Genomic DNA, 22,995 nt, shown 5'->3' on the forward strand with positions numbered 1-22,995 from the left:
GCTCTTCTCCTGCGCATGTGATATGTGATCGACGGCGCTCAGAGTGCGAGCGCTTTCGTCTCTGCCTTCATGGCCTGGGCAATCAGCGCCATGTCGGCGTCGGTGACGTCGAACACGCCGAAGCGGAATTTGTAGCCCCATTGCCTGGGGTTCTCGATAAAGGCGAGGCGTTCGATCAGCGGTGCGATGGGGGCTTCCTGCGAGGCTGCATAGGCCACGTCGCGGCGCCACGGAACGAAGTCGTTGCCCATGTCGAATTCGTAGGGTTCGCCGGGCTGCACGATGCCTATGGACACGAAGCTCTGGAGCTTGTCCGTGCCGCTGAACACCGTGGCCGGCGAGTAGTAGGCCACGCGATCGCCTGCCGCGATGCGCTTGAGCGGGCCGAGCTTGCCGTGGCCGACCTGCATGAAGCCTAGCGGCCTTTGGTCGCGACCGCGCCGGGCGTGTTCGGCGCTGGCGACGGCGATCCAGTTGCGTGGCGTCATGGCGGTTTACTCCAGCGAATGCAGGCCGACTTCGTTGCCTTCGGTGTCGCGCAGATGGGCGATGAAGCCCATGCCAGGGGGCAATGCCGACTTGGCGGCCACGATCTGTCCGCCGGCCGCCTCGACGCGCGCGAGCGTGGCGTCGATGCTGGGCATGCAGTCGAGGTAGATGCGGATGCCGCTGCCCGCGCGGGCGCTGGCGTTCGCGCCGGCCTGCAGGGCGCCGCCCGTGGCGGGGGCGTCGTACGGGAACACGGCCAGCGTCTGGCCGCCGAAGTTCTCGCGGCGCAGCTTGCGCGCCAGCATGGTTTCGTAGAAGGCCTGGGCGCGGTCCATGTCGGTGACAGGGATCTCGAACCAGCTGATGGCGTTTGTCATAAAGGGCTCTCTTTCGTTGCGTGCAAAGGAGCCCTGATGCTGCGACTCGCCTCCTGACAACGTCTTGTCAGGAGCCTGTCACCGCGGGCGAAAAAAAGCCCGCGATGCTCCTGGAAGCATGCGCGGGCTCGATGGCCGCGAGTCGGGCGCTGTTAGAGCACTTCGCTCGCGAAGTCCGCCAGCCGCGAGCGCTCGCCGCGTGCCAGCGTGATGTGCCCGCTGTGCGGCCAGCCCTTGAACTTGTCGACCGCGAAGGTCAGGCCCGACGAGCCTTCGGTGAGGTAGGGCGTGTCGATCTGCGCCAGGTTGCCCATGCAGATGATCTTGGTGCCCGGGCCTGCGCGGGTGATCAGCGTCTTCATCTGCTTGGGCGTGAGGTTCTGCGCCTCGTCGATGATCACGTACTTGTTCAGGAAGGTGCGTCCGCGCATGAAGTTCATGCTCTTGATCTTGATGCGGCTGCGGATCAGCTCATTGGTGGCTGCACGGCCCCATTCGCCGGCACCGCCGCCGTCGCCCTTGGCCAGGAACTCGAGGTTGTCGTCCAGCGCGCCCATCCACGGACCCATCTTTTCCTCCTCGGTGCCGGGCAGGAAGCCGATGTCTTCACCCACGCTCACCGTCGCGCGGGTCATGATGATCTCGGTGTACCTGCGATCGTCCAGCACCTGTGTCAGGCCGGAAGCCAGGGCCATCAGCGTCTTGCCGGTGCCGGCGGTGCCGGTCAGCGTGACGAAGTCGACGTCCGGGTCCATCAGCAGGTTCATCGCGAAGTTCTGCTCGCGGTTGCGCGTGTGCACGCCCCAGACGGCATTCTTGGCCGACGCGTAGTCCTTCAGCGTCTTGAGCACCGCGGTCTTGTCGCGGATCTCGGTGACGCGGGCATACATGCTCGGCTCCCCCGGGGCCTCGAAGTACACGAACTGGTTGATGTACAGGTTGGGCACGATCGGGCCGCTGATGCGGTAGAAGGTGCTGCTGCCGCTCTGCCAGCTCTCGACAGTCTTGCTCTGGCGTGTCCAGAAGTCGGGCGGCAGCGCGTACGAGCCTGCGTACAACAGGTCGCCGTCTTCGAGGGTCTTGTCGTTCTGGTAGTCGTCGGTCGCCAGCCCGAGCGCGCGCGCCTTGACGCGCATGTTGATGTCTTTCGACACCAGCACGACTTCCTGCTTCGGAATGCCCGGGCGGTCCTTCGCGTAGAGGTCGCGCAGCGCCTGAACCACGCCGAGAATCTGGTTGTCGGCCTTGCCCTGCGGCAGGCTGGTCGGCAGCGTGTAGTCGAGCGGAGCGGTCTGGAAGAACAGCTTGCCCCCTGCCTCGCGGTGCCCGGTCGTGTCGAGCTTGAGGCCCTGGCCGATGTCCGCGTCCTTCGCGCCAGCCAGCGCGTCGAGCGTGCGGCTGGTCTGCCGACCGTTGCGGGCCACTTCAGTCGTGCCCTTCTTGTGACCGTCCAGTTCTTCCAGCACGATCATCGGCAGGAAGATGTCGTGCTCTTCGAAGCGGAACAGGCACATCGGGTCGTGCAGCAGCACATTGGTGTCGAGCACGAACAGCTTGGCCGGGCCGCTCGATTTGGCGCGGCGGGGCCGTGCCGCTTCATGGGTGCCGCGTTCGGTGCGCGGACGCGCGGCCGGTGCGGACGCAGGTGCGGTCACAGCGGGCGCCGGTGTTCGCTCGGCGCGAGCGGGCTGCGGCATGGGCTCTGGCTTCGGGGCCGGGCGGGGCTTCGTCTCGATCTGCTGCATGGCTTCTGGCGCCGCTGAGTGCCCACCGGCAGAAGGGCGAGCACGCTCGTCGAGCAGTTCAAGTGTCCGCGGGCCGTCGCCTTGTGCATCATCCGCTGTGCGGCCACCGCGGCGCGGTGCCTTGGCCGACGTGTGTGCCGGCGCGTCGAGCGCGTCTGGCGAGAGAAGGGCGGCACGCTTCGTGGGGGCGGGTGGCAATGGCATGGGACGGTGTGCTCACAAAAGGTAGGGGCCGGAAAACGAAAAAGCCGCCAGAAGACCTTGGCGGCTTTGTTCGGTGGATGCGGTCGTGGAGCTCAACGGCATGCGCCCATTATGCACAACGCAGATGTCGCGTCAGGGGTGCGTGGCGCATGGCCGAAGAGCCTGTGCAAAAGCGCACGGGCCTGGGCAGATCAGGCTTCCTTCTTGAGGGTCTTGACGGCCTTGAGCACGTCGTCGACATGGCCTGGCACCTTGAGGCCGCGCCACTCGGCCTTGAGCACGCCATCGGCGCCGATCAGGAAGGTGCTGCGCTCGATGCCCTTGACCTTCTTGCCGTACATGATCTTGTTCTTGACCACGCCGAACATGTGGCACATCTTCTCTTCGGTGTCGGCGATCAGTTCGAAAGGCAGCTCAAGCTTGGCCTTGAACTCGTCGTGCGACTTCATGTTGTCGCGCGACACGCCGAAGACGGTGGCTCCGGCCTTCACGAAGTCCTTGTAACGATCGCGAAACTGCATCGCCTCAGTGGTGCAACCAGGTGTATTGTCCTTGGGATAGAAATACATCACCAGAACGTGCCCGAGGTGCGAGGTGTTCGAGACCTTGAGGCCGCCGGTGGCGGTGGACTCGAATTCGGGGATGGGTTTGTTGACAACGATCGCCATGAAACTTGTTTTCTCCGTTGGATTCCAACGGCTCGGCTGCAGGCAGGAGCGTTGGAGGATTGGTCGTTGCTAACTGAGGGCGGATCGCCGGCTAACAACCCGCTATTTTAGCTCGAACTAGCCTCTATTTGCCAGCGTTCGGCCGCTCGACCAATAACGCCGCCAACACGTGCCGGCCTTCGGCCGCGAGGATGTTGTACGTGCGACAGGCCGCTGCCGTGTCCATCGTTTCCAGCCCCGTGCGCTGCGCGATGAGCGGGCGCAACCAACCGTGCTGCGGAAAACGCAGGCGCGCGCCGCTGCCGAAGAGCACGGTCTCTGCGCCGAGGTCTGCCAACTGCGCGAAGTGTTCCGGGCCGAGGTCGTCGAAGCTGGCGCAATGCCAGACGAAGCGCTCGCCGCGCGAGCCCAGCACCACGCTGTGCTCGACGCGTTCGTTGTTGATCGCCACCCAACCCGGACCGTGCGCGGTGAGGGTCTGGACGTCGGGTTTGTCGGGCTGGAGCTTCATCGGCGCTGAAAGGGAACTGTGGTCAAATTATAGGTTTTCCCCTATGTAGGCGCCCCCCGGAGGGACTTTGAAGCAGCTCAAAAAATCGGCCAAGCTGGCCAACGTTCTGTACGACGTGCGCGGACCGATCGTCGACGCCGCCCGTCAGATGGAGGAGGACGGCCAGAAAATCATCCGGTTGAACATCGGCAACATGGCGCCGTTCGGCTTCGATGCGCCCGAGGAAATCCAGCAGGACATGATCCGCAACCTGCCGGATTCGGCGGGTTATTCCGACAGCAAGGGCATTTTCGCCGCGCGCAAGGCAGTGATGCACTACACGCAGCAGCAGGGCATCGAAGGCGTCACGCTCGACGACATCTATCTCGGCAATGGCGCGAGCGAACTGATCGTGATGGCGACCAATGCGCTGCTCGACGATGGCGATGAGTTGCTGGTGCCGATGCCCGACTACCCGCTGTGGACCGCCGCGGTGTCGCTGTCGGGCGGCAAGCCGGTGCACTACCTCTGCGAGGAAGACAACCAGTGGATGCCGAGTCTGGCCGACATGCGCGCCAAGATCACACCGCGCACGCGCGGCATCGTCGTGATCAACCCGAACAACCCGACCGGGGTGCTGTACCCCGATGAGCTGCTGCGCGGCATCGTCTCGATCGCACGCGAACACGGCCTGGTGCTGCTGGTCGACGAGGTCTATGACAAGGTGCTCTATGAAGACGCCAAGCACACGGCCATGGCGAGCCTGTCGACCGACGTGCTCACGCTCACCTTCAACTCGCTGTCGAAGGCTTATCGCTCCTGCGGCTACCGCGCAGGCTGGATGATCGTCTCGGGCCCGAAAGGCAGTGCGACGGACTACATCGAAGGCCTGAACATGCTGGCCAACCTGAAGCTCGGCTCCAACGTGCCGGGCCAATGGGCGATCCAGACCGCGCTCGGCGGTTACCAGAGCATCAACGACCTGGTCAAGCCCGGCGGCCGACTGCGCCGCCAGCGGGACCTGGCCTACGACCTCATCACGGCCATCCCTGGCGTGACCTGCGTGAAGCCGCAAGCCGCGCTCTACATCTTCCCGCGGTTGGACCCGGTGATGTACCCGATCGCCGACGACCGCGAGTTCTTCATGCAGGTGCTGCGCGAGACGCGCGTGATGCTGGTGCAGGGCTCGGGCTTCAACTTCCCCGACAACCAGCATTTCCGCATCGTCTTCCTGCCGCATGAGGACGACCTGCGCGAAGCCATCGGCCGCATCGCGAAGTTCCTCGAGCGCTACCGCAACCGCAACGCCTGACGCAGCGCCCGATTCGGCGCAGACGCTTTCCTGACCTGACTCTCCAAAGAATGAAACCCATCCAAGTAGGCCTGCTCGGCATCGGCACTGTCGGCAGCGGCACCTTCAACGTCCTGCGCCGCAACCAGGAAGAGATCAAGCGCCGTGCCGGCCGCGGCATTGAGATCACGATGGTGGCCGACCTCGACACCGCCCGTGCCACGGCTGCGGTGGGTGACGGCGTGCAGGTGGTGGCCGACGCGCGCGCCGTCATCGCCAACCCCGAGATCGACATCGTGGTCGAGCTCATCGGCGGCTACGGCATTGCCAAGCAATTGGTGCTCGAAGCCATCGCGGCCGGCAAGCACGTGGTCACGGCCAACAAGGCGCTGCTTGCGGTGCACGGCACCGAAATCTTCGCGGCCGCCCAGCAGAAGGGCGTGATGGTCGCGTTCGAGGCCGCCGTGGCCGGCGGCATCCCGATCATCAAGGCACTGCGTGAAGGCCTCACGGCCAACAGCATCCAGTGGATCGCCGGGATCATCAACGGCACCACCAACTTCATCCTGTCCGAGATGCGTGACAAGGGGCTGGACTTCGCGACCGTGCTCAAGGAGGCGCAGCGCCTGGGCTACGCCGAAGCCGACCCGACTTTCGACATCGAAGGTGTCGACGCGGCCCACAAGGTCACGCTGATGAGCGCGATCGCGTTCGGCATCCCCGTGCAGTTCGACAAGGCGCATGTCGAGGGCATCACGAAGCTCGCGGCGCAGGACATCAAGTACGCCGAACAGCTCGGCTACCGGATCAAGCTGCTGGGTATCACGAAGCGTGCGAAGGGCGGCATCGAGCTGCGCGTGCACCCGGCCCTGGTGCCGGCCAAGCGCCTGCTCGCGAACGTCGAAGGCGCCATGAACGCCGTCGTCGTGCACGGCGACGCCGTGGGCACCACGCTGTACTACGGCAAAGGCGCCGGCAGCGAGCCGACGGCCAGCGCCGTCATCGCCGATCTTGTCGACATCACGCGCTTGCACACAGCCGACGCGGCGCACCGCGTACCGCACCTGGCCTTCCACCCGAACGCGATGAGCGACGACCTGAAGGTCGTGCCGATGCGCGAGGTGGTGACGAGCTATTACATGCGCCTGCGCGTGGCCGACGAGGCCGGCGTGCTCGCCAGGGTCACCGGCCTGCTGGCCGATGCGGGCATCAGCATCGACGCGGTGCTGCAGCGCGAGGCCGACGAGATCGGCGGCGAGGGCTCCACGCAGACCGACCTCATCATCCTCACGCACGACACGCGCGAAGGCACGCTCGACGACGCGATGGCGCAGCTCCAGGCGCTGCCGACGGTGCTTGCGCCGATCGTGCGCATCCGCAAGGAAGAGTTGTCCTGATGCGCTACCTGTCCACCCGCGGCCACCCGGACCGCCGCCGCTTCTGCGATATCCTGCTCGAAGGCCTCGCGCCCGATGGCGGCCTGTACCTGCCGGAGCATTACCCGCAGGTCGATGCGGCCGTGCTCGCCAAGTGGCGCGCGCTGCCCTATGCCGAGCTGGCCTTCGAGATCCTCTCGCTCTACATCGACGACATCCCGCCGGCCGACCTGAAGGCGATGTGCGCGAAGACGTACACCGCAGAGGTCTTCGGCACCGACGAGATCGTGCCGCTGCGCGAGCTGGAAGACGGCGTGTACCTCGAGGGCCTGTCGAACGGCCCGACGCTGGCCTTCAAGGACATGGCGATGCAACTGCTGGGCAACCTGTTCGAGTACGAACTGGCGCGCCGCGGCGAAGAACTCAACATCCTCGGCGCGACCAGCGGCGACACCGGCAGCGCGGCGGAATACGCCATGCGCGGCAAGAAGGGCGTGCGCGTCTTCATGACCTCGCCGGACGGGCGCATGAGCCCGTTCCAGCAGGCGCAGATGTTCAGCCTGCAGGACGAGAACATCCACAACATCGCCATCGCCGGCGTGTTCGACGACTGCCAGGACATCGTGAAAGCCGTGTCGAACGACCTGGGCTTCAAGCGCAAGTACCGCGTCGGCACCGTCAACTCGATCAACTGGGCGCGCCTGCTGGCGCAGGTTGTCTACTACTTCGCCGGGTACTTTCAGGCGACCAGCAAGGACGACAGGCAGGTCAGCTTCACCGTGCCCTCGGGCAACTTCGGCAACGTCTGCGCCGGCCACGTCGCCCGCATGATGGGCCTGCCCATCCGCACGCTGGTGGTCGCCACCAACGAGAACGACGTGCTCGACGAGTTCTTCCGTACCGGCGTGTACCGCGTGCGCGCCGCGGCCGACACCCACGAGACCTCGAGCCCGTCGATGGACATCAGCAAGGCGAGCAACTTCGAGCGCTTCGTGTTCGACCTGCTGGGCCGCGACGGCACCCGCACCCGCGCGCTGTTCCAGGACGAGCTCGGCCGCAGCGGCCGTTTCGACCTGAGCGCCGACCCCGCGTTCGCGCAGGCCGCGACCCGCTTCGGCTTCGCCAGCAGCCGCAGCACGCACGCCGACCGCCTGGCCACCATCCGCGACACCGACAAGCGCTTTGCCGTGCTCGTCGACACGCACACGGCCGATGGCCTGAAGGCGGCGCGCGAGCACATCGTGCCGGGCGTGCCCATGGTCGTGCTCGAGACCGCGCTGCCGATCAAGTTCGCGGCGACCATCGTCGAGGCGCTGGGCCACGAGCCCGACCGGCCCGCCCGTTTCGAGGGCATCGAGGCGCTGCCCAAGCGCGTCGTCAAGCTGCCGGCCGACGCCGAAGCCGTCAAGGCCTACATCGCGGAGCATTGCGACGAATGACCGCGCAGATCACCGCATGAACGTCATCGGCTTTGCAGGTTATTCCGGCGCAGGCAAGACCACGCTGGTCGAACGATTGATCCCCGTGCTCCGGCTGCACGGCCAGCGCGTGTCGGTGGTCAAGCACGCCCACCACAAGTTCGACATCGACCACCCCGGCAAGGACACGTTCCGCCACCGTGAGGCCGGCGCCTTCGAGGTGGTGGTGGCGTCGGACAAGCGGCTGGCGCTGATCCGCGAGTTCGAGCAGCCGGCGCAGCTGTCGGTGCACCATCTCATCGCCGAGCTCTATGACGGCGTCGATTGGGTGCTGGTCGAAGGCTTCAAGCACAGCGACCTGCACAAGGTCGAGATCTGGCGCGAGCCCGCGACCGGCGAGCCGCCTCGGCCGGCGCAGTACGGCGACGACCCGTTCATCGTCGCGCTGGCCACCGACCGTCCGCACGCGCTGCCGCGCCCGACCCTGATCCCGGTGTTCGATATCGACGATGTCGATGCGCTCGCGCAATGGCTGCTCGACAATGCCCATCGTTTCGACTACCGAGCCGACGACCATGTCCCGCCCCTCTGAACGCCCCCCGCTGATGCCCCTGGACCAGGCCCTCGCGAGCCTGCTCGCGAAGGCCACGCCTCGGCTCGATGCGGAAAGCGTGTCGACCTTCGAGGCCGATGGCCGGGTGCTGGCGCAGGACGTGGTGTCCGGCCTCACCGTGCCGCCGCGTGACAACAGCTCGATGGACGGCTATGCCGTGCGCGCGGCCGACTGCGCCACCGCCGGCGCCGTTCTGACGGTCGCGCAGCGCATTCCCGCGGGCAGTGTCGGCACGCCGCTGGCGGCCGGCACCGCGGCGCGCATCTTCACCGGTGCGCAGATCCCCGACGGCGCCGATGCGGTCGTCATGCAGGAAGACACCGGCGCGCTGCCTGAAGAGGGTTCGCTCGGCCGGGTGCGCATCGACGCTATACCGACCGCCGGCCTGTGGATCCGCCGTGCCGGCGAGGACGTGGCCGCCGGCGACGTTGTGCTGGCGCGCGGCGAGCGCCTGACACCCGCAGCACTGGGCTTGGCCGCCAGCGTCGGCTTCGACCGCCTGCAGGTGGCGCGCCGGCCGCGCGTCGTGCTGCTGTCGACCGGCGACGAACTGGTCATGCCCGGCGAGGTCGCGCCCAAAGCGATGAAGCCCGGCGCGATCTACAACTCCAATCGCTTCTTCATGCGCGCCTTGCTCACGCGCCTGGGTTGCGACGTGAGCGACCTGGGCATCGTGCCCGACCGGCGTGACGCCACCATCGACGCGCTGCGCACCGCGGCCGAGCACAACGACCTGATCGTCACCACCGGCGGCGTGTCGGTGGGTGAAGAAGACCACATCAAGGCCGCCGTCGAGGCACTCGGCGAGCTGCAGTTGTGGTCGCTCTCGATGAAGCCCGGGAAGCCCTTCGCCTACGGCCGCATCGGCAACGCGCACGTGACCGGGCTGCCCGGCAACCCGGTGTCGAGCTTTCTCACCTTCCTGTTGCTGGTGCGCCCCTTCCTGCTCACGCTGCAAGGCGCGACCCGGGTGGCGCCGGAGCCGGTCGCGATGCGCGCCGACTTCGACTGGCCGCGCGCCGATCGCCGCCGCGAGTTCCTGCGCGCGCGGCGCAATGCGGCGGGCGGGCTCGACCTGTTCCCCAACCAGAGTTCCGGTGTGCTCACCTCGGCCGTCTGGGGCGACGGGGTGATCGACACGCCGGCGGGGCAGTCCTTCCGGAAGGGCGATACCGTGCAGTTCATTCCCTTCGCCTCCTTGCTGGCTTGACGAGATGAAGATCGACATCCGTTATTTCGCCTCCGTGCGCGAAGCCTTGGGCAGCGGCGAGTCCGTCGAAACACAGGCTGCCACCCTGGCCGACCTGCGCGACGAACTCATCGCCCGCGGTGGACCGCACGCCGCTGCGCTGGCGCGGGGCAAGGCGGTCCGCATGGCGATGGACCAGGTGATGCGCGCGGAGTCTTCTGCGTTGCGCGATGGCGCCGAAGTGGCGTTCTTCCCCCCGGTGACCGGAGGCTGACGTGACCGGCCCGCGCGTTTCGGTCCAGACCGAGGACTTCGACCTGCAGCAGGAAATCGCCGCGCTGCGCGCCGGCGACAAGCGTGTCGGCGCAGTCTGCAGCTTCATCGGCACCGTGCGCGACCGCAATGACGGCAGCGACGTGGCGTCGATGGAACTGGAGCATTACCCCGGCATGACCGAGAAGGCCATCGAGGCCATGATCGACGAGGCGCACCGCCGCTTCGACATCCTCGGCGCGCGCGTGGTGCACCGCGTCGGCCTGCTGCAGCCGCTCGACCAGATCATGATGGTGGCGGTGGTCTCGGCGCACCGCGGCCAGAGCTTTCAGGCCTGCGAGTTCCTGATGGATTACCTCAAGACGCAGGCGCCGTTCTGGAAAAAGGAACGGACGCCCGAAGGCGCCCGCTGGGTCGATGCACGCGTCGCGGACGACGCGGCCCTGGCGCGCTGGGGCATCGACGCCCCGAACGCCTGAAGTGCCTTATTGCGGCTTGAAGCCGCTGGCCTGGATGATCCTTTCCCAGGCGCTCGTGTAGGTGCGCACACGCCCGGCGAACTGGCCTTGCGATTCGTATGCGACGTTCAGGCCCATGTCGGTCAGCTTCTTCTTCACGTCGGGCATGGCCAGCACCTTCTGCAGCGCGGTGCCGAACTTGTCGATCACCGGCTGGGGCGTGCCGACGGGTGCGAACAGGCCGTAGTAGGGGTAGTCGTCCAGGTTCGCGAAGCCCAGCTCGGTGAAGGTCGGCACCTGCGGCAGCAGCGGCTGGCGCTTGGCGCCGATCACGGCCACGATGGTCACCTTGCCGGCCTTGTGGTTCTCGATGAAGTCGGGCACCGAGGCGATGCCGGCGGTGATCTGGTTGCCCAGCATGTCGGCCGTCATCGGCGCGCTGCCGCGGTAAGGGGCAGCCTGCAGGTCGAGCTTGTACTTCTCGCCGATCAGCTTGACCAGGAATTCGGGAATCGAGCCGGGTGCCGGCACGCCGATGGTTTCCTTGCCGCCGCGTGCGGCCTGCACCCACTTCACGTAGGCGTCCATCGTCTTGGCCGGAGTGCCGCCGGAGACGGCCAGCACATTGGCGAAGGTGGCGAAGCCGGCCACGGGCACGAAGTCGGTGGCCGGGTTGAAGCCCGGGTTCTTCACCACCTGCGGCAGGATGGAGATGCTGTGGTCGTGTGACAGGAAGAGCGTGTGGCCGTCGGCCGGTGCGGCCTTCAGGGCCTGCGCCGCGATCTGCCCGCCCGCACCGGCGCGGTTCTCGACCACGACCGGCGAACCGAGCTCGTCCTTGAGCTTCTCCGCCAGGGTTCGTGCGATGGCGTCGCTACCCGCGCCGGCCGGAAAACCCACCAACAGACGAAGCGGCGTAGTGCTTTGCGCTTGCGCAAGGCCCGACAGGCCCAGGGAGGCTACAACGAGGCCGAGCGTCAGCGCCCGGCGAACCGGTTGAACACGCTGCGTTGAAAAAACCATGATCGACTCCAATCCAGTGAGGTAAGCGGGCGGCGGTGCAATAGCCGTGCCTGATTTGGTCCGTGCTCTTGAACGGAGCACGAACGGTCCTATTTTGAATGCAGGAAAGAACACCATGCGCCAAGACAAACTCACCACCAAGTTCCAGGAAGCCCTGGGCGATGCGCAATCGCTCGCGCTGGGCAACGACAACGCCTACATCGAGCCGGTCCACCTGCTGGCGGCCATGCTGCGGCAGGACGAGGGCCCGCGCGCGCTGCTCGAGCGCGCCGGTGTCAACGTGCCCGGCCTAACGCAGGCGGCCGAGGCCGCCATCAAGAAGCTGCCGCAGGTGCAGGGCGGCGAAGCCGTGCAGGTCGGCAGCGAGCTCAACAAGCTGCTGCAGGCGACCGAGAAGGAAGCCATCAAGCGCAACGACCAGTTCATCGCCGGCGAGCTGTACCTGCTGGCCATGGCCGATTCAAAGGCAGACGTCGGCAACCTCGCGCGCGCCAACGGCATGACGCGCAAGTCGCTCGAAGCGGCCATCGACGCGGTGCGCGGCGGGCAGGGCGTCAACAGCGCCGATGCCGAAGGCCAGCGCGAGGCGCTCAAGAAATACTGCATGGACCTGACCGAACGCGCGCGCCTGGGCAAGCTCGACCCGGTGATCGGCCGCGACGAGGAGATCCGCCGTGCCATCCAGGTGCTGCAGCGCCGTACCAAGAACAACCCGGTGCTCATCGGCGAACCCGGAGTGGGCAAGACGGCCATCGTCGAGGGCTTGGCGCAGCGCATCGTGGCGGGCGAGGTGCCCGATTCGCTCAAGGGCAAGCGCGTGCTGTCGCTCGACATGGCGGCGCTGCTGGCTGGCGCCAAGTTCCGCGGCGAGTTTGAGGAGCGCCTGAAGACCGTGCTCAACGAACTGGCGAAGGACGAAGGCCAGACCATCGTCTTCATCGACGAGCTGCACACGATGGTCGGCGCCGGCAAGGCCGAGGGCGCCATGGACGCGGGCAACATGCTCAAGCCGGCACTCGCACGCGGCGAGCTGCACTGCGTCGGCGCGACCACGCTCGACGAGTACCGCAAGTACATCGAGAAGGACGCCGCCCTGGAGCGGCGCTTCCAGAAGATCATCGTCGGCGAGCCGTCGGTCGAAGCGACCATTGCGATCCTGCGCGGCCTGCAGGAAAAATACGAGGTGCACCATGGCGTCGACATCACCGACCCGGCGATCGTCGCCGCGGCCGAGCTGGCCGACCGCTACATCACCGATCGCTTCCTGCCGGACAAGGCCATCGATCTGATCGACGAGGCCGCAGCCAAGATCAAGATCGAGATGGATTCCAAGCCCGAAGTGATGGACCGGCTCGACCGCCGCCTGATCCAGCTTCAGATCGAGCGCGAGGCCGTGCGCCGCGAGAAGGACGAAGCGTCGGTCAAGCGCTTCGGCCTGATCGAGGACGAGATCGCCAAGCTGCAGAAGGAGATCGCCGACTACGACGAGATCTGGCAGGCCGAGAAGGCCCAGGCCCAGGGCAGCGCGACCGTGCGCGAAGACATCGACAAGATCAAGTTCCAGATCGAAGAGTGGAAGCGCAAGGGCGACTTCAACAAGGTCGCCGAGCTGCAGTACGGCCAGTTGCCAGCGCTCGAGAAGCGGCTGAAGGAGGCTCAGGAAAGCGAGACCAACAAGGTCAAGTCGAGCGCCGCCACGCTGCTGCGCACCCAGGTCGGCGCCGAGGAGATCGCCGAAGTCGTGGCGCGCGCCACCGGCATCCCGGTCGCCAAGCTGATGCAGGGCGAGCGCGACAAGCTGCTCGTGATGGAAGCCAAGCTGCACGAACGCGTGGTCGGCCAGGACGAGGCCATCGGTGCGGTCGCCAACGCGATCCGCCGCTCGCGCTCGGGCCTGTCCGACCCGAACCGCCCGACCGGCTCCTTCCTGTTCCTTGGGCCCACGGGCGTGGGCAAGACCGAGCTGTGCAAGGCGCTGGCCGGCTTCCTGTTCGACAGCGAAGACCACCTGATCCGCTTGGACATGAGCGAGTTCATGGAAAAGCACTCGGTCGCCCGCCTGATCGGCGCGCCACCCGGCTACGTGGGCTACGAGGAGGGCGGCTACCTGACGGAAGCGGTGCGCCGCAAGCCCTACAGCGTGCTGCTGCTCGACGAGGTCGAGAAGGCGCACCCGGACGTGTTCAACATCCTGCTGCAGGTCCTCGACGACGGCCGCCTGACCGACGGCCAGGGCCGCACCGTGAACTTCAAGAACACGGTGATCGTGATGACCAGCAACATCGGCTCGCCGATCATCCAGGCGATGGTTGGGCAGCCGAGCCAGGACATCAAGGACGCGGTGTGGGACGAGCTGAAGAACTACTTCCGCCCCGAGTTCCTGAACCGCATCGACGAGACGGTGGTGTTCCATGCGCTCGACGCGAAGAACATCGAATCGATCGCGGCGATCCAGCTGAAGGTGCTGCAGGCGCGGCTCGCGAAGATGGATCTGTATCTGGACGTGTCGCCAGCGGCGCTCGCTGAGATCGCCAAGGTCGGTTTCGACCCGGTGTTTGGCGCGCGGCCGCTCAAGCGGGCGATCCAGCAGCGCATCGAGAACCCGCTGAGCAAGCTGCTGCTCGACGGCAGCTTCGGGCCGAAGGACACGGTCCGGGTCGAGACCGACCCGATCCAGTCGCCGGGCCAGTTCTCGTTCACGAAGGGCGGGGAACCATCGGCCGAGGCGCTGGCCTAATGCCGATGATGAATTTCATCCTTCGCTTCGTTCTATTCTGCCTGGGGCTGGTCTTCGCGGCCAGCCTGGCCGTCGCGGTGCTGCTGCTGGCGGCCGTGTGGGGCCTGCGCTACGGCTGGGCGCGCCTCACCGGGCAGCCGATCACACCGTGGGTTATGCGCTTCAACCCGCGCAGCGGTTTCGACCGCTTTCGCGCGTCGCAGCAGCCCGCCGAACCGACCGCGGCCGACGTGGTCAGCGCCCGGGCGCGCGGCGAAACGGCGCGCAGCCCGGTGGCCCTGGGCGATGTCGGCGACGTGACCGACGTCCGGGCTCGCCCCGCCACGCGTGGGGAGTGAGCCGCAAGGCCGGCTGATCAGCTGGCGTACAGCCGCTCGATCTCGCTCGCGTAGCTTTTGTAGATCGCGGATCGCCGCACCTTCATCGTCGCGGTGACGTCGCCATCGTCGTGGTCCAGCTCCTTGGCGAGCAGGTGGAAGCGGCGGATGTGCGACACCTGCGCCAGCTTGCCGTTGCCGCGCGCCACCTCGTCGCCGATCAGCTTCAGCACCTCGGCGTGCTCGGTGAGCGAGCGGAAGTTGGTGAAGGGAATGCGCTGCGCCTCGGCCCACTTGCCGACTGTCTCGTAGTCGATCTGGATCAGCGCGCCGACGAACTTGCGGCCCTCGGCCACGATCACGCATTCCTTGATGTAGGGGCTGCCCTTCATCGTGTTCTCGATCTCCGACGGCGTGAGGTTCTTGCCGCCGGCGGTGATCATGATGTCCTTGAGCCGGTCGACGATGCGCAGGTGGCCGTTCGGCTCCTGCCGCACGACGTCGCCGGTGTGCAGCCAGCCGTCCCGCAGCGACTGCGCTGTGGCCTCGTCGTTCTTGTAATAGCCGGCGAAGACCATGTCGCCGCGCAGCAGCAGTTCGCCGTTGTCGGCCACGCGGTGTTCCACGCCCAGCGTCGGCGGCCCGACCGTACCGACCACCATGTCATCAGGACGGTGGCCGGTCACCATGCCGCTCGATTCGGTCAGGCCATACACCTCGACCAGCGGCACGCCCAGCGTACGGAAGAAGCGCACCACATCCGGCGGAATGGGCGCGGCACCGGTCAGCGCCACCTTCACGCGGCGCAGGCCGATGAAGTTCTGCAGCGCGCGCAGCACCAGCCAGTAGCTCGCGGCGTGCGCGGTGCGTTCCATCACGGTCCATTGCGCACGCGGCTTCGATGCGAGCGCCTCGCAGCGCTTCCACGCGCGGTCGAACAGCGCACGTTGCACACGGCCCGTCTCCTGCAGCTTGATGCTGATCGACGCGTGCAGCTTCTCCCAGATGCGCGGCACGCCGAGGAAGATGCTCGGCGCGACTTCGCGCAGATCTTCCTGCACGGTGCGGATCGACTCGCCGAAGTTCACCTGCGAGCCGAGGTAGGGCGGTACGAAGGCCGTCAGCATCTGCTCGGCCACGTGGCACAGCGGCAGGTACGACAGGTGCGTGGTCTCGCCGTCGAGGCCGAGCCGGTCGACGATGCCCGGCACCACGCCGCGGATATTGCGGTACGACAGCATCGCGCCCTTGGGCTTGCCGGTCGAGCCGGAGGTGTAGATCATCAAGCCGATGTCGTCGAGCGTTTGCGCGCCGAGCGCCATGTCGACCAGCGCACCGCCGCCCTGCGAGGCTGACGCGGCACCGAGCCGCTCGACTTCGGCGAAGGTCGTCACCTTGTCCCGATGTTCCGGCGCCAGATTGCGCAGGCCCTTGGTCTCGATCACGACGATGCGGCGCAGGCGCGGCAGCAACTCGAGCGACTCGATCACCTTGTCGGTCTGCTCCTGGTCTTCGCACACGATGACTTCGATGTCCGCGTGGCCGACCACGTAGCCCACCTCGCTCGCCGGGCTGGTCGGGTACACGCCGACCGTCACGCCGCCGACCAGGCCGGTGCCCATCTGCGCCAGCACCCATTCGGTGCGGTTCTCCGACAGCACGCCGACATGGCCACCGGCCGCGAGCCCGATCGCGCGCAGGCCGAGCCCGACGTGCATCGCACGCTCGGCGTAGGCCTGCCAGCTCAGTGGCTTCCAGATGCCGAAGTCCTTCTGGCGGATCGCGACTTTGGCGGGCGTGCGCCGCGCCTGTTCGCGCAGCATCTGCGGCAGGGTGAGGTCCGGCAATGTCATGACAGCCACCGCTTGCGCCGCTTGTAGTGTTTGATGGCGCGGAAGCTGCGCGCCTCGCCGCTGCCGCCCACGCCGAGATAGAACTCCCGCACGTCGGGGTCGGACGCGAGCCGCTCTGCGCTGCCGTCGATCACGATCTTGCCGTTCTCCATGATGTAGCCGCGGTGCGCCACGGCCAATGCGACCGTGGCGTTCTGTTCCACCAGCAGCATCGACACGCCGCGCTCGGCGTTGATGCGCGCGATGATGGTGAAGATGTCCTCGACGAGCTTGGGCGAGAGGCCCAGCGACGGCTCGTCGAGCAAGATGAGCTGCGGCTGCGCGACCAGCGCGCGGCCGATGGCGAGCATCTGCTGCTCGCCGCCCGAGAGGTAGCCCGCCAGGCCCTTGCGGCGCTCGTGCAGGCGGGGAAAGTAGCTGTAGACCGCGTCGAAGTCCGGCTTGGCGTCCTTGCGGCCGGTCAGCGCGTAAGTCGCGGCGACCAGGTTCTCCTCGATCGTCAGGTCCTCGAAGACGCGGCGGCCTTCCATCACATGGCTAAGCCCGTCGCGCACCAGCTGCTGCGGCAGGCGGTCGGCCGTGTTGCGACCGTTGAACTCGATGCGGCCGGCCTCGACCTCGCCGTCTTCCAGCGCGAGCAGGCCCGAGATGGCTTTCAGCGTGGTCGACTTGCCCGCACCGTTGCTGCCCAGCAGCGCGACGATCTCGCCGCGCGGCACGGCCAGCGACAGGCCGCGCAGCACCTGCACCACCTTGTTGTAGACCACCTCGATGTTGTTCACACCGAGGACGATCTCGCCCGCCATGACCGCACCTGCTTCCATCGGCTTACTTGCTGAGGTTGATCCAGTCGGACGCGGGGACCATCTTCTGCGCCTTCATGTCGGCCTTGTAGACGCGGCCCACGGGGATCGAGTTGCCGCTGATGGTGATCGGCGTGCCGATCAAGCCGCCGGTGTCAAAGTCCTTGATGGTGTTGAGCGCGGCCTTCAGGTTCTTGCCGTCCAGCGGCTTGCCGGCGTCGAGCGTGCGCTTCGCCGCTTCGGTGAAAAGCATCGCGGTGAGGAAGCCCTGCGTGTACGCCGTGCTCTGGTACTCGGGGCGCAGCGCGCGGATCTTCTCGAGCATCGGTGACTTGGCCGAAGTGTCGTAGTAGTAGCGGTAGGGCATCACGCCCATGAAGCCGTCGGCGCCTTCGCCCATCTTCATGACGGTGGAACTGTCCATGGTCCAGAAGGTGCCCATCCATTTGCTCGTCATGCCCATTTGCTTGCCCTGCTGCACGAACTCCGGAATCGGCGCCAGCACGTAGCCGTGGAAGATCGTGTAGTCGGGCGCGGCGCGGCGCAGCTTGATGACCTCGGTCGACACGTCGACGCTGCCGGGCGGCGTCATGAGCTTGATCGGCACCGACAGGCCGAGCTTCTTGGCGGCGGCTTCGCTGGCCTCGATCGGGTCGCGGCCGAACTCGGAGTCGGAGTAGACGAACGCGACCTTGGCGCCCGGCTTCTCCTTCGCGATGTGGCGCAGCAGGATGCCGAACTGCTCGGTGTAGTCGGGGCCGACCAGGAACTGGTTCGGGTACTTGGCCGGGTCGTTGAGTTCGGTCGCGAAGGACGCGCCGGCCATCAGGATCTGGCCGTTGCGGTCCAGCTCGGGGTTGATGGTCTTCGAGAAACCGGTCGAGTCGCCGTAGTAGAGGTTGACCTTGTTCTGGCTGGTGATCTTCTTGAAGGCTGCGACCGACACGTCGACCTTGTAGCCGGTGTCTTCCGGCACGTAGCGCAGCTTGCGGCCCTTGATGCCGCCGGCGTCGTTCACGATCTTCACGTAGTCGGCCATGCCGGCGTTGATGCCGATGCCCGCGAAGGCGAACACGCCGGTCATCGGGATCGAGCCGCCGATGACGATGTCTTCGTTGGCCTGGGCGTGCGAGAAGGGCGCCGCCAGTCCGATCCCGGCTGCGAGCAACAGGGCGCGGCGATTCTGCGAAAGCGTCGATGTCTTTTTCATGCGTGTCTCCTGGGGTCTAGTTTCTGAAAGGCCATAGATGAAAGAAGCGGCGCGTGCGCCGCCACACTTCTGCGAGCCCATGCGGCTCGAACACCAGAAATCCGACGATGAGAAGGCCGAAGACGACGGTGCGCACCGGCGACAGGAACACCGTCATCTCGGTGCCGCCCGGCAGGATGTCGACGATCAGCTTGAGCAGCTCGGGGACCATCGTCATGAACACCGCGCCGAAGATCCCGCCGAGGATCGAGCCCATGCCGCCGACGATGATCGCGGCCAGGAAAAAGATCGACATCAGCAGCGGAAAGCTTTCCGGCGTGACCACGCGAAAGAAGTAGGCCCACAGTCCGCCGGCCACGCCCGCGTAGAAGGACGAGAGGCCGAAGGACAGCAGCTTGTAGCGCAGCAGCGGAATGCCCAGCACCTCCGCCGAGATGTCGCGGTCGCGGATCGCGATGAAGGCGCGGCCCACGCGCGTGCGGAACAGGTTGGCAGCGCCGAGCACCATCAGGATCATGACCGGCACGATCAGCCAGTAGAGGCGGAAGGACGTGTCGAGCGGCATGCCGAACAGGGTCGCGGGCGGCAACGAAATGCCACTGGTGCCGCCGGTGAGATTGAGGTTGGCGAACAGGAAGTGCGTGATGAAGGACGCGGCGATGGTTGCGATGGCAAGGTACAGGCCTTTCACGCGCAGCGACGGGATGCCCACGACCAGGCCACCCAACATTGCGACCACGCCGCCCGCGATCAGATTCAGCAGGAAGGGCGTGCCGAGGCGCGTCTCGAGGATCGCTACCGTGTACGCGCCGAGGCCCATGAAGGCGGCCTGGCCGAGGCTCACCAGGCCGGTGTAGCCGGTGAGGATGTTCAGGCCCGTGGCGCTGGCCACGTTGATGGCGACCAGGCAGGCGAGGTAGAGCCAGTAGTCGCTGGCGATGAAGGGAAAGAGAAGCAGCAACGCTGCGCCGACGGCGAGCCATGCCTTCTGCGTGCGCGAGTCGAACAGCGCGGCGTCGGCGACGTAGCTTTCCTTGAGGGTGCCGATTCTCATAGCCGCTCTATCTCGTGTGTACCGAACAACCCGTACGGGCGCACCATCAAGACCAGCACCAGCACGATGAAGGTCGCCAGCAGCTTGTACTCACCACCCAGGAATGCCCCGGCCAGCGCCTCGATCAACCCGATGAAGATGCCGCCGACGAGTGCGCCGAGCACGCTGTCGAGCCCGCCGACAATCACCACCACCAACACCGACAAGCCGAACACGCCCATCGACGACGAGATGCCACCGATGGCGCCGACCATGATCCCGGCGACCGAGGCGATCATGGCCGAGGCCACCCACGCCAGCGAGAACACGCGTGGCACGTTGATGCCCATCGAGTAAGCCGCAGCCTGGTCCGACGCCGTGGCGCGCAGGGCCACGCCGCCGCGCCAGAAGCGGAACACCAGCAGCACCGCGCCGATCAGCACCGCCGCGATCAACGCGCCGTAGAACACCTTGGGCGCGAGGAAGGCCTCGCCCACCATGATCGGTTCCTTGGGCAGAAATTCGGGCAGGCGCCGCTGGTCGGCGGTCCAGATGATCTCGACGAGGCCGACGAGAATGGACGCGAGCCCGACTGTGACCATGAAGACCGAGATCGGCGGTTCGCCCAGCAGCGGGCGGATCATCGTGCGCTCGACGATGGCGCCCAGCAGCCCGGTGCCGATGACCGCGCCGATCACCGCCATCCAGATCGGCAGCGCGAAGCTGGCCGCGAAGGTGAAGAACAGGTAGGCGCCGACCATCAGCATCTCGCCGATGGCGATGTTCACGACGCGCGTCGCCTTGTAGACCAGCACGAAGGCCAGCGCGGCCAGCGCATAGAGACCGCCGCTGGCGACGCCGGTCAGGCTGATCTCGAAGAGGTAGGGCCAGTCGATCATGCGGCCTCGCTCGCCACGAGGTCACCGCGCAGCTTGCGGCGCAGGTCGCCGACGTCACCGGCGCCGAGGTAGGCGCGAATGACTTCGGGGTCGGCCTGCACCTGCGCCGGTGCGCCCTGCGCGATGACCTGGCCGAAGTTCAGCACCACGACATGGTCCGACAGGTCCATCACCATGCCCATGTCGTGTTCGACCATCAGCACCGTCACGCCCCATTCGTCGCGCACGTCGAGGATGAAGCGCGCCATGTCCTCGGTCTCTTCGCGGTTCATGCCAGCCACCGGCTCGTCGAGCATCAACACCTTGGGCTGCATGGCGAGCGCGCGCGCCATCTCGACGCGCTTCTGCAGGCCGTAGGGCAGGGCGGCGACCGGTGCATGGCGGATGTGGTCGATCTCGAGGAAGTCGATGATGCGTTCCTCGACATCGCGGCGCAGTTCGGCCTCTTCACGGCGCGCGCGGCCGATGTAGAACAGCGCATCGAAGACGTTGGTCTTCAGGTGCGCGTGGCGGCCCAGCTTGATGTTGTCGAGCACCGTCATGCCGCGGAACAACGCGATGTTCTGGAAGCTGCGCGCCAGGCCCAGCCTGGCGCGTTGCGGAGGCGGCATGCGGGTGATGTCGCTGCCCTCGAACACCACGCGACCGGCAGCCGGCCGGTAGAAGCCGGAGATGGTGTTGAACAGCGAGGTCTTGCCCGCGCCGTTGGGGCCGATCACCGCGGTGATGGAGCCCGGCTGCACGCCGAAGCCCACGCCGGTGAGCGCCTTCACGCCGCCGAAGGCCAGCGTCAACGCCTCGACCTGCAGCACGGGCGATGCAGCGGTGGGAGCGTGGCCGGCGGGCGATGCGGACATGGTGGCGGAGCTTGGCGCGTGCGTGCGGAAAGAGGGCTAGGGTTTGCGTGACCAGCAGGAAAATCTACTTGTCCGTAGAATTTCTACTCGCCGGTAATGTCACCGTTCGCCGCAGCTCGCGGCATCCGGACTTTCCCGCGCCCACCCTTCTCGCCATGGCCACTTCCGCCCTTCGCACCGCCGCCCCCGCATCGCCGTGGGAGCCGGCGGGTACCCGCGCGCAGCAGCGCGAGATCAAGCGCAACGCGGTGCTGCAGACCGCGGCGCAGCTTTTCAACGAACGGGGATTCCACGCGACGTCGCTCGACGACATCGCCGAACGGCTCAACGTCAGCAAGCCCACGCTCTACTACTACGTCGAGAGCAAGGACCAGATCCTGCTCGAGTGCGTGCGCACCGCGCTCGACCTGATGCACGACGGCATCGAGGCGGTGCGTGCGGCCGGCGGCAGCGCCATCGAGCAGCTCAAGGCCTGCATGCGCATCTACACCGGCGTGGTCACGCAGGACTTCGGCATGTGCGTGATTCGCATCGGCGAAGACCCGCTGCCCGAGCCGCTCAAGACCGAGCTGCGCCAGCTCAAGGCCGGCATCGACCTCCAGTTTCGCCGCCTCATCGCCGACGGCGTGGCCGAAGGCTCGCTGGTGCCCTGCGACCCGAAGATGGCCGCCTTCATGATCGCCGGCGCGCTGAGCTGGGTGGGGCGCTGGTACCGCGGCGACGGCGAGCTCACACCCGAAGAGATCGCTGACCAGGGCATCGCGTTGCTGCTGAACGGCGTGCTTCGGCGCCGGGTGGCGGCGCGCAAGAAGGCGGTGCCTCCGACGCCGGCCGCCAAGACGCCTCGAAAGAAAGGAAAGCCATGACCTCCGATTCCCCCTTGCTCGTCGGCCGTGACGGCGACGTCGCCACGCTGCGCTTCAACCGGCCCGGCGCCCTCAACGCCATCGACGTGCCGATGGCGAACGCCTTCCTCGCCGCCACGCGTGAACTCGCCGCCGACAAGAGCGTGCGCGCTGTGTTGCTCAGCGGCGCCGGCAAGGGCTTCATGGCGGGCGGCGACCTCGCGCTGCTCCAGGCCGACCCGCTGCAGGGCGCGGCCGACCTGATCGGCCCGCTGCACGAAGCACTCGTGGTGCTCGCAGGCATGGACGCCCCACTGGTCGCGCAGGTGCATGGCGTGGCGGCCGGCGCCGGCCTGAGCCTGATGCTGCAGGCCGACTTCGTGCTGGCGGCCGAAGGCACGCGCTTCAACCTGGCCTACGTGAACATCGGGACCAGCTGCGACGTCGGTGCCTCGTGGGCGCTGCCGCGGCTGGTGGGCTTGCGCCGCGCGCTCGAAATCGCGATGCTCGGCGAGATGTTCGATGCGGCCGCCGCCGAGCGCATGGGGCTGATCAACCGCGTGTTGCCCGCCGCCACGCTCGAGAGCGAAGCGATGGCGTTCGCGCAGCGGTTGGCCCAGGGCCCGACGATGGCGCTCGGCCGGTTGCGCCGCCTGATGCGTACCTCGTTCGAACGTGACTTGCCCGGTCAGCTCGACGCCGAGTCGGCAGCGTTCCGCGAGTGCGCCGTGACCGCGGATTTCCGGCTCGGCATCGACGCCTTCTTCGCAAAGAAGACGCCCGCTTTCACCGGCCGCTAGGCCATCTTGTTTTCATCCAGAGGAGAG

23 protein-coding genes are annotated in these 22,995 nt (G+C 66.7%); 11 read left to right on the plus strand and 12 right to left on the minus strand.

From position 1 onward, the window contains the following. Positions 1-38: 38 nt before the first annotated feature. From ACSFA0_RS17480 to ACSFA0_RS17500, 5 genes are all read right to left on the minus strand, one after another. Positions 39-488: an EVE domain-containing protein gene (locus ACSFA0_RS17480; RefSeq protein ID WP_435451530.1), complete on the minus strand. Its 450-nt coding sequence runs from the start codon at positions 486-488 to the stop codon at positions 39-41. Positions 489-494: 6 nt separating this feature from the next. Beyond that, positions 495-866, minus strand: coding sequence for a VOC family protein (locus tag ACSFA0_RS17485; RefSeq protein ID WP_435451531.1), 372 nt, complete (start codon positions 864-866; stop codon positions 495-497). Between the two features lie 152 nt (positions 867-1,018). After that, positions 1,019-2,815, minus strand: a complete 1,797-nt coding sequence (locus ACSFA0_RS17490; RefSeq protein WP_435451532.1) for a PhoH family protein — start codon at positions 2,813-2,815, stop codon at positions 1,019-1,021. Between the two features lie 191 nt (positions 2,816-3,006). Next, positions 3,007-3,483, minus strand: coding sequence for a peroxiredoxin (locus ACSFA0_RS17495; protein ID WP_262077397.1), 477 nt, complete (start codon positions 3,481-3,483; stop codon positions 3,007-3,009). A gap of 124 nt (positions 3,484-3,607) precedes the next feature. Continuing rightward, complete coding sequence (locus tag ACSFA0_RS17500) at positions 3,608-3,994, minus strand: Mth938-like domain-containing protein (protein WP_435451533.1); 387 nt, start codon at positions 3,992-3,994, stop codon at positions 3,608-3,610. Between the two features lie 67 nt (positions 3,995-4,061). On the opposite strand from ACSFA0_RS17500, the gene ACSFA0_RS17505 reads away from it, so the two are divergent. From ACSFA0_RS17505 to ACSFA0_RS17535, 7 genes are read left to right on the plus strand one after another with little or no spacing between them, the layout of a single operon-like run. Further along, the gene (locus tag ACSFA0_RS17505) at positions 4,062-5,285 is read left to right on the plus strand and encodes a pyridoxal phosphate-dependent aminotransferase (RefSeq protein ID WP_435451534.1); all 1,224 of its coding nucleotides are present in this window, start codon (positions 4,062-4,064) and stop codon (positions 5,283-5,285) included. A gap of 50 nt (positions 5,286-5,335) precedes the next feature. Then, positions 5,336-6,661 carry a homoserine dehydrogenase gene (locus ACSFA0_RS17510; RefSeq protein ID WP_435451535.1) on the plus strand — a complete coding sequence of 442 codons (1,326 nt, stop codon included), beginning with the start codon at positions 5,336-5,338 and terminating at the stop codon, positions 6,659-6,661. Beyond that, positions 6,661-8,079, plus strand: coding sequence for a threonine synthase (gene thrC, locus ACSFA0_RS17515; RefSeq protein WP_435451536.1), 1,419 nt, complete (start codon positions 6,661-6,663; stop codon positions 8,077-8,079). Before ACSFA0_RS17510 ends, thrC begins: the two co-directional genes overlap by 1 nt. A 16-nt stretch (positions 8,080-8,095) precedes the next feature. Beyond that, positions 8,096-8,650, plus strand: a complete 555-nt coding sequence (gene mobB / locus ACSFA0_RS17520) for a molybdopterin-guanine dinucleotide biosynthesis protein B (protein ID WP_435451537.1) — start codon at positions 8,096-8,098, stop codon at positions 8,648-8,650. Beyond that, positions 8,634-9,881, plus strand: coding sequence for a molybdopterin molybdotransferase MoeA (locus tag ACSFA0_RS17525; protein ID WP_435451538.1), 1,248 nt, complete (start codon positions 8,634-8,636; stop codon positions 9,879-9,881). The genes mobB and ACSFA0_RS17525 overlap by 17 nt, the downstream gene beginning before the upstream one ends. Positions 9,882-9,885: 4 nt before the next feature. Next, the gene (locus ACSFA0_RS17530; RefSeq protein WP_435451539.1) at positions 9,886-10,134 is read left to right on the plus strand and encodes a MoaD/ThiS family protein; all 249 of its coding nucleotides are present in this window, start codon (positions 9,886-9,888) and stop codon (positions 10,132-10,134) included. Between the two features lies 1 nt (position 10,135). Further along, the gene (locus ACSFA0_RS17535; protein WP_435451540.1) at positions 10,136-10,612 is read left to right on the plus strand and encodes a molybdenum cofactor biosynthesis protein MoaE; all 477 of its coding nucleotides are present in this window, start codon (positions 10,136-10,138) and stop codon (positions 10,610-10,612) included. A gap of 6 nt (positions 10,613-10,618) precedes the next feature. On the opposite strand, the gene ACSFA0_RS17540 is transcribed toward ACSFA0_RS17535, so the two are convergent. Beyond that, on the minus strand, positions 10,619-11,614 hold the full coding sequence (locus ACSFA0_RS17540) for a Bug family tripartite tricarboxylate transporter substrate binding protein (RefSeq protein WP_435451541.1): 996 nt from the start codon (positions 11,612-11,614) through the stop codon (positions 10,619-10,621). A gap of 115 nt (positions 11,615-11,729) precedes the next feature. On the opposite strand from ACSFA0_RS17540, the gene clpB reads away from it, so the two are divergent. Together clpB and ACSFA0_RS17550 are read left to right on the plus strand one after the other, a co-directional pair. Continuing rightward, positions 11,730-14,351: an ATP-dependent chaperone ClpB gene (gene clpB / locus ACSFA0_RS17545; RefSeq protein ID WP_435451542.1), complete on the plus strand. Its 2,622-nt coding sequence runs from the start codon at positions 11,730-11,732 to the stop codon at positions 14,349-14,351. 8 nt (positions 14,352-14,359) lie between these two features. Then, positions 14,360-14,689: a hypothetical protein gene (locus tag ACSFA0_RS17550; protein WP_435451543.1), complete on the plus strand. Its 330-nt coding sequence runs from the start codon at positions 14,360-14,362 to the stop codon at positions 14,687-14,689. A gap of 17 nt (positions 14,690-14,706) precedes the next feature. Here the strand turns inward: ACSFA0_RS17550 and ACSFA0_RS17555 are convergent, their stop codons facing one another. From ACSFA0_RS17555 to ACSFA0_RS17580, 6 genes are read right to left on the minus strand one after another with little or no spacing between them, the layout of a single operon-like run. Next, positions 14,707-16,521 carry an AMP-dependent synthetase/ligase gene (locus tag ACSFA0_RS17555; protein ID WP_435451544.1) on the minus strand — a complete coding sequence of 605 codons (1,815 nt, stop codon included), beginning with the start codon at positions 16,519-16,521 and terminating at the stop codon, positions 14,707-14,709. Beyond that, on the minus strand, positions 16,518-17,345 hold the full coding sequence (locus ACSFA0_RS17560) for an ABC transporter ATP-binding protein (RefSeq protein ID WP_435451545.1): 828 nt from the start codon (positions 17,343-17,345) through the stop codon (positions 16,518-16,520). The genes ACSFA0_RS17555 and ACSFA0_RS17560 overlap by 4 nt, the downstream gene beginning before the upstream one ends. 4 nt (positions 17,346-17,349) lie before the next feature. Next, positions 17,350-18,534 (minus strand): ABC transporter substrate-binding protein, encoded by a 1,185-nt coding sequence (locus ACSFA0_RS17565; protein ID WP_435451546.1) that lies wholly within the window; start codon positions 18,532-18,534, stop codon positions 17,350-17,352. A gap of 16 nt (positions 18,535-18,550) precedes the next feature. After that, positions 18,551-19,588, minus strand: coding sequence for a branched-chain amino acid ABC transporter permease (locus ACSFA0_RS17570; RefSeq protein ID WP_435451547.1), 1,038 nt, complete (start codon positions 19,586-19,588; stop codon positions 18,551-18,553). After that, the gene (locus tag ACSFA0_RS17575) at positions 19,585-20,466 is read right to left on the minus strand and encodes a branched-chain amino acid ABC transporter permease (RefSeq protein ID WP_435451548.1); all 882 of its coding nucleotides are present in this window, start codon (positions 20,464-20,466) and stop codon (positions 19,585-19,587) included. The genes ACSFA0_RS17570 and ACSFA0_RS17575 overlap by 4 nt, the downstream gene beginning before the upstream one ends. Beyond that, positions 20,463-21,323, minus strand: coding sequence for an ABC transporter ATP-binding protein (locus ACSFA0_RS17580; protein WP_435451549.1), 861 nt, complete (start codon positions 21,321-21,323; stop codon positions 20,463-20,465). The genes ACSFA0_RS17575 and ACSFA0_RS17580 overlap by 4 nt, the downstream gene beginning before the upstream one ends. A gap of 155 nt (positions 21,324-21,478) precedes the next feature. Between ACSFA0_RS17580 and ACSFA0_RS17585 the strand changes: the two genes are divergently transcribed. Further along, the gene (locus ACSFA0_RS17585) at positions 21,479-22,189 is read left to right on the plus strand and encodes a TetR/AcrR family transcriptional regulator (RefSeq protein ID WP_435451550.1); all 711 of its coding nucleotides are present in this window, start codon (positions 21,479-21,481) and stop codon (positions 22,187-22,189) included. Further along, positions 22,186-22,968: an enoyl-CoA hydratase/isomerase family protein gene (locus ACSFA0_RS17590; protein WP_435451551.1), complete on the plus strand. Its 783-nt coding sequence runs from the start codon at positions 22,186-22,188 to the stop codon at positions 22,966-22,968. Before ACSFA0_RS17585 ends, ACSFA0_RS17590 begins: the two co-directional genes overlap by 4 nt. Positions 22,969-22,995: the final 27 nt, after the last annotated feature.

This window comes from Variovorax restrictus (genome assembly GCF_051216715.1).
Classification (GTDB): Bacteria; Pseudomonadota; Gammaproteobacteria; order Burkholderiales; family Burkholderiaceae_C; genus Variovorax.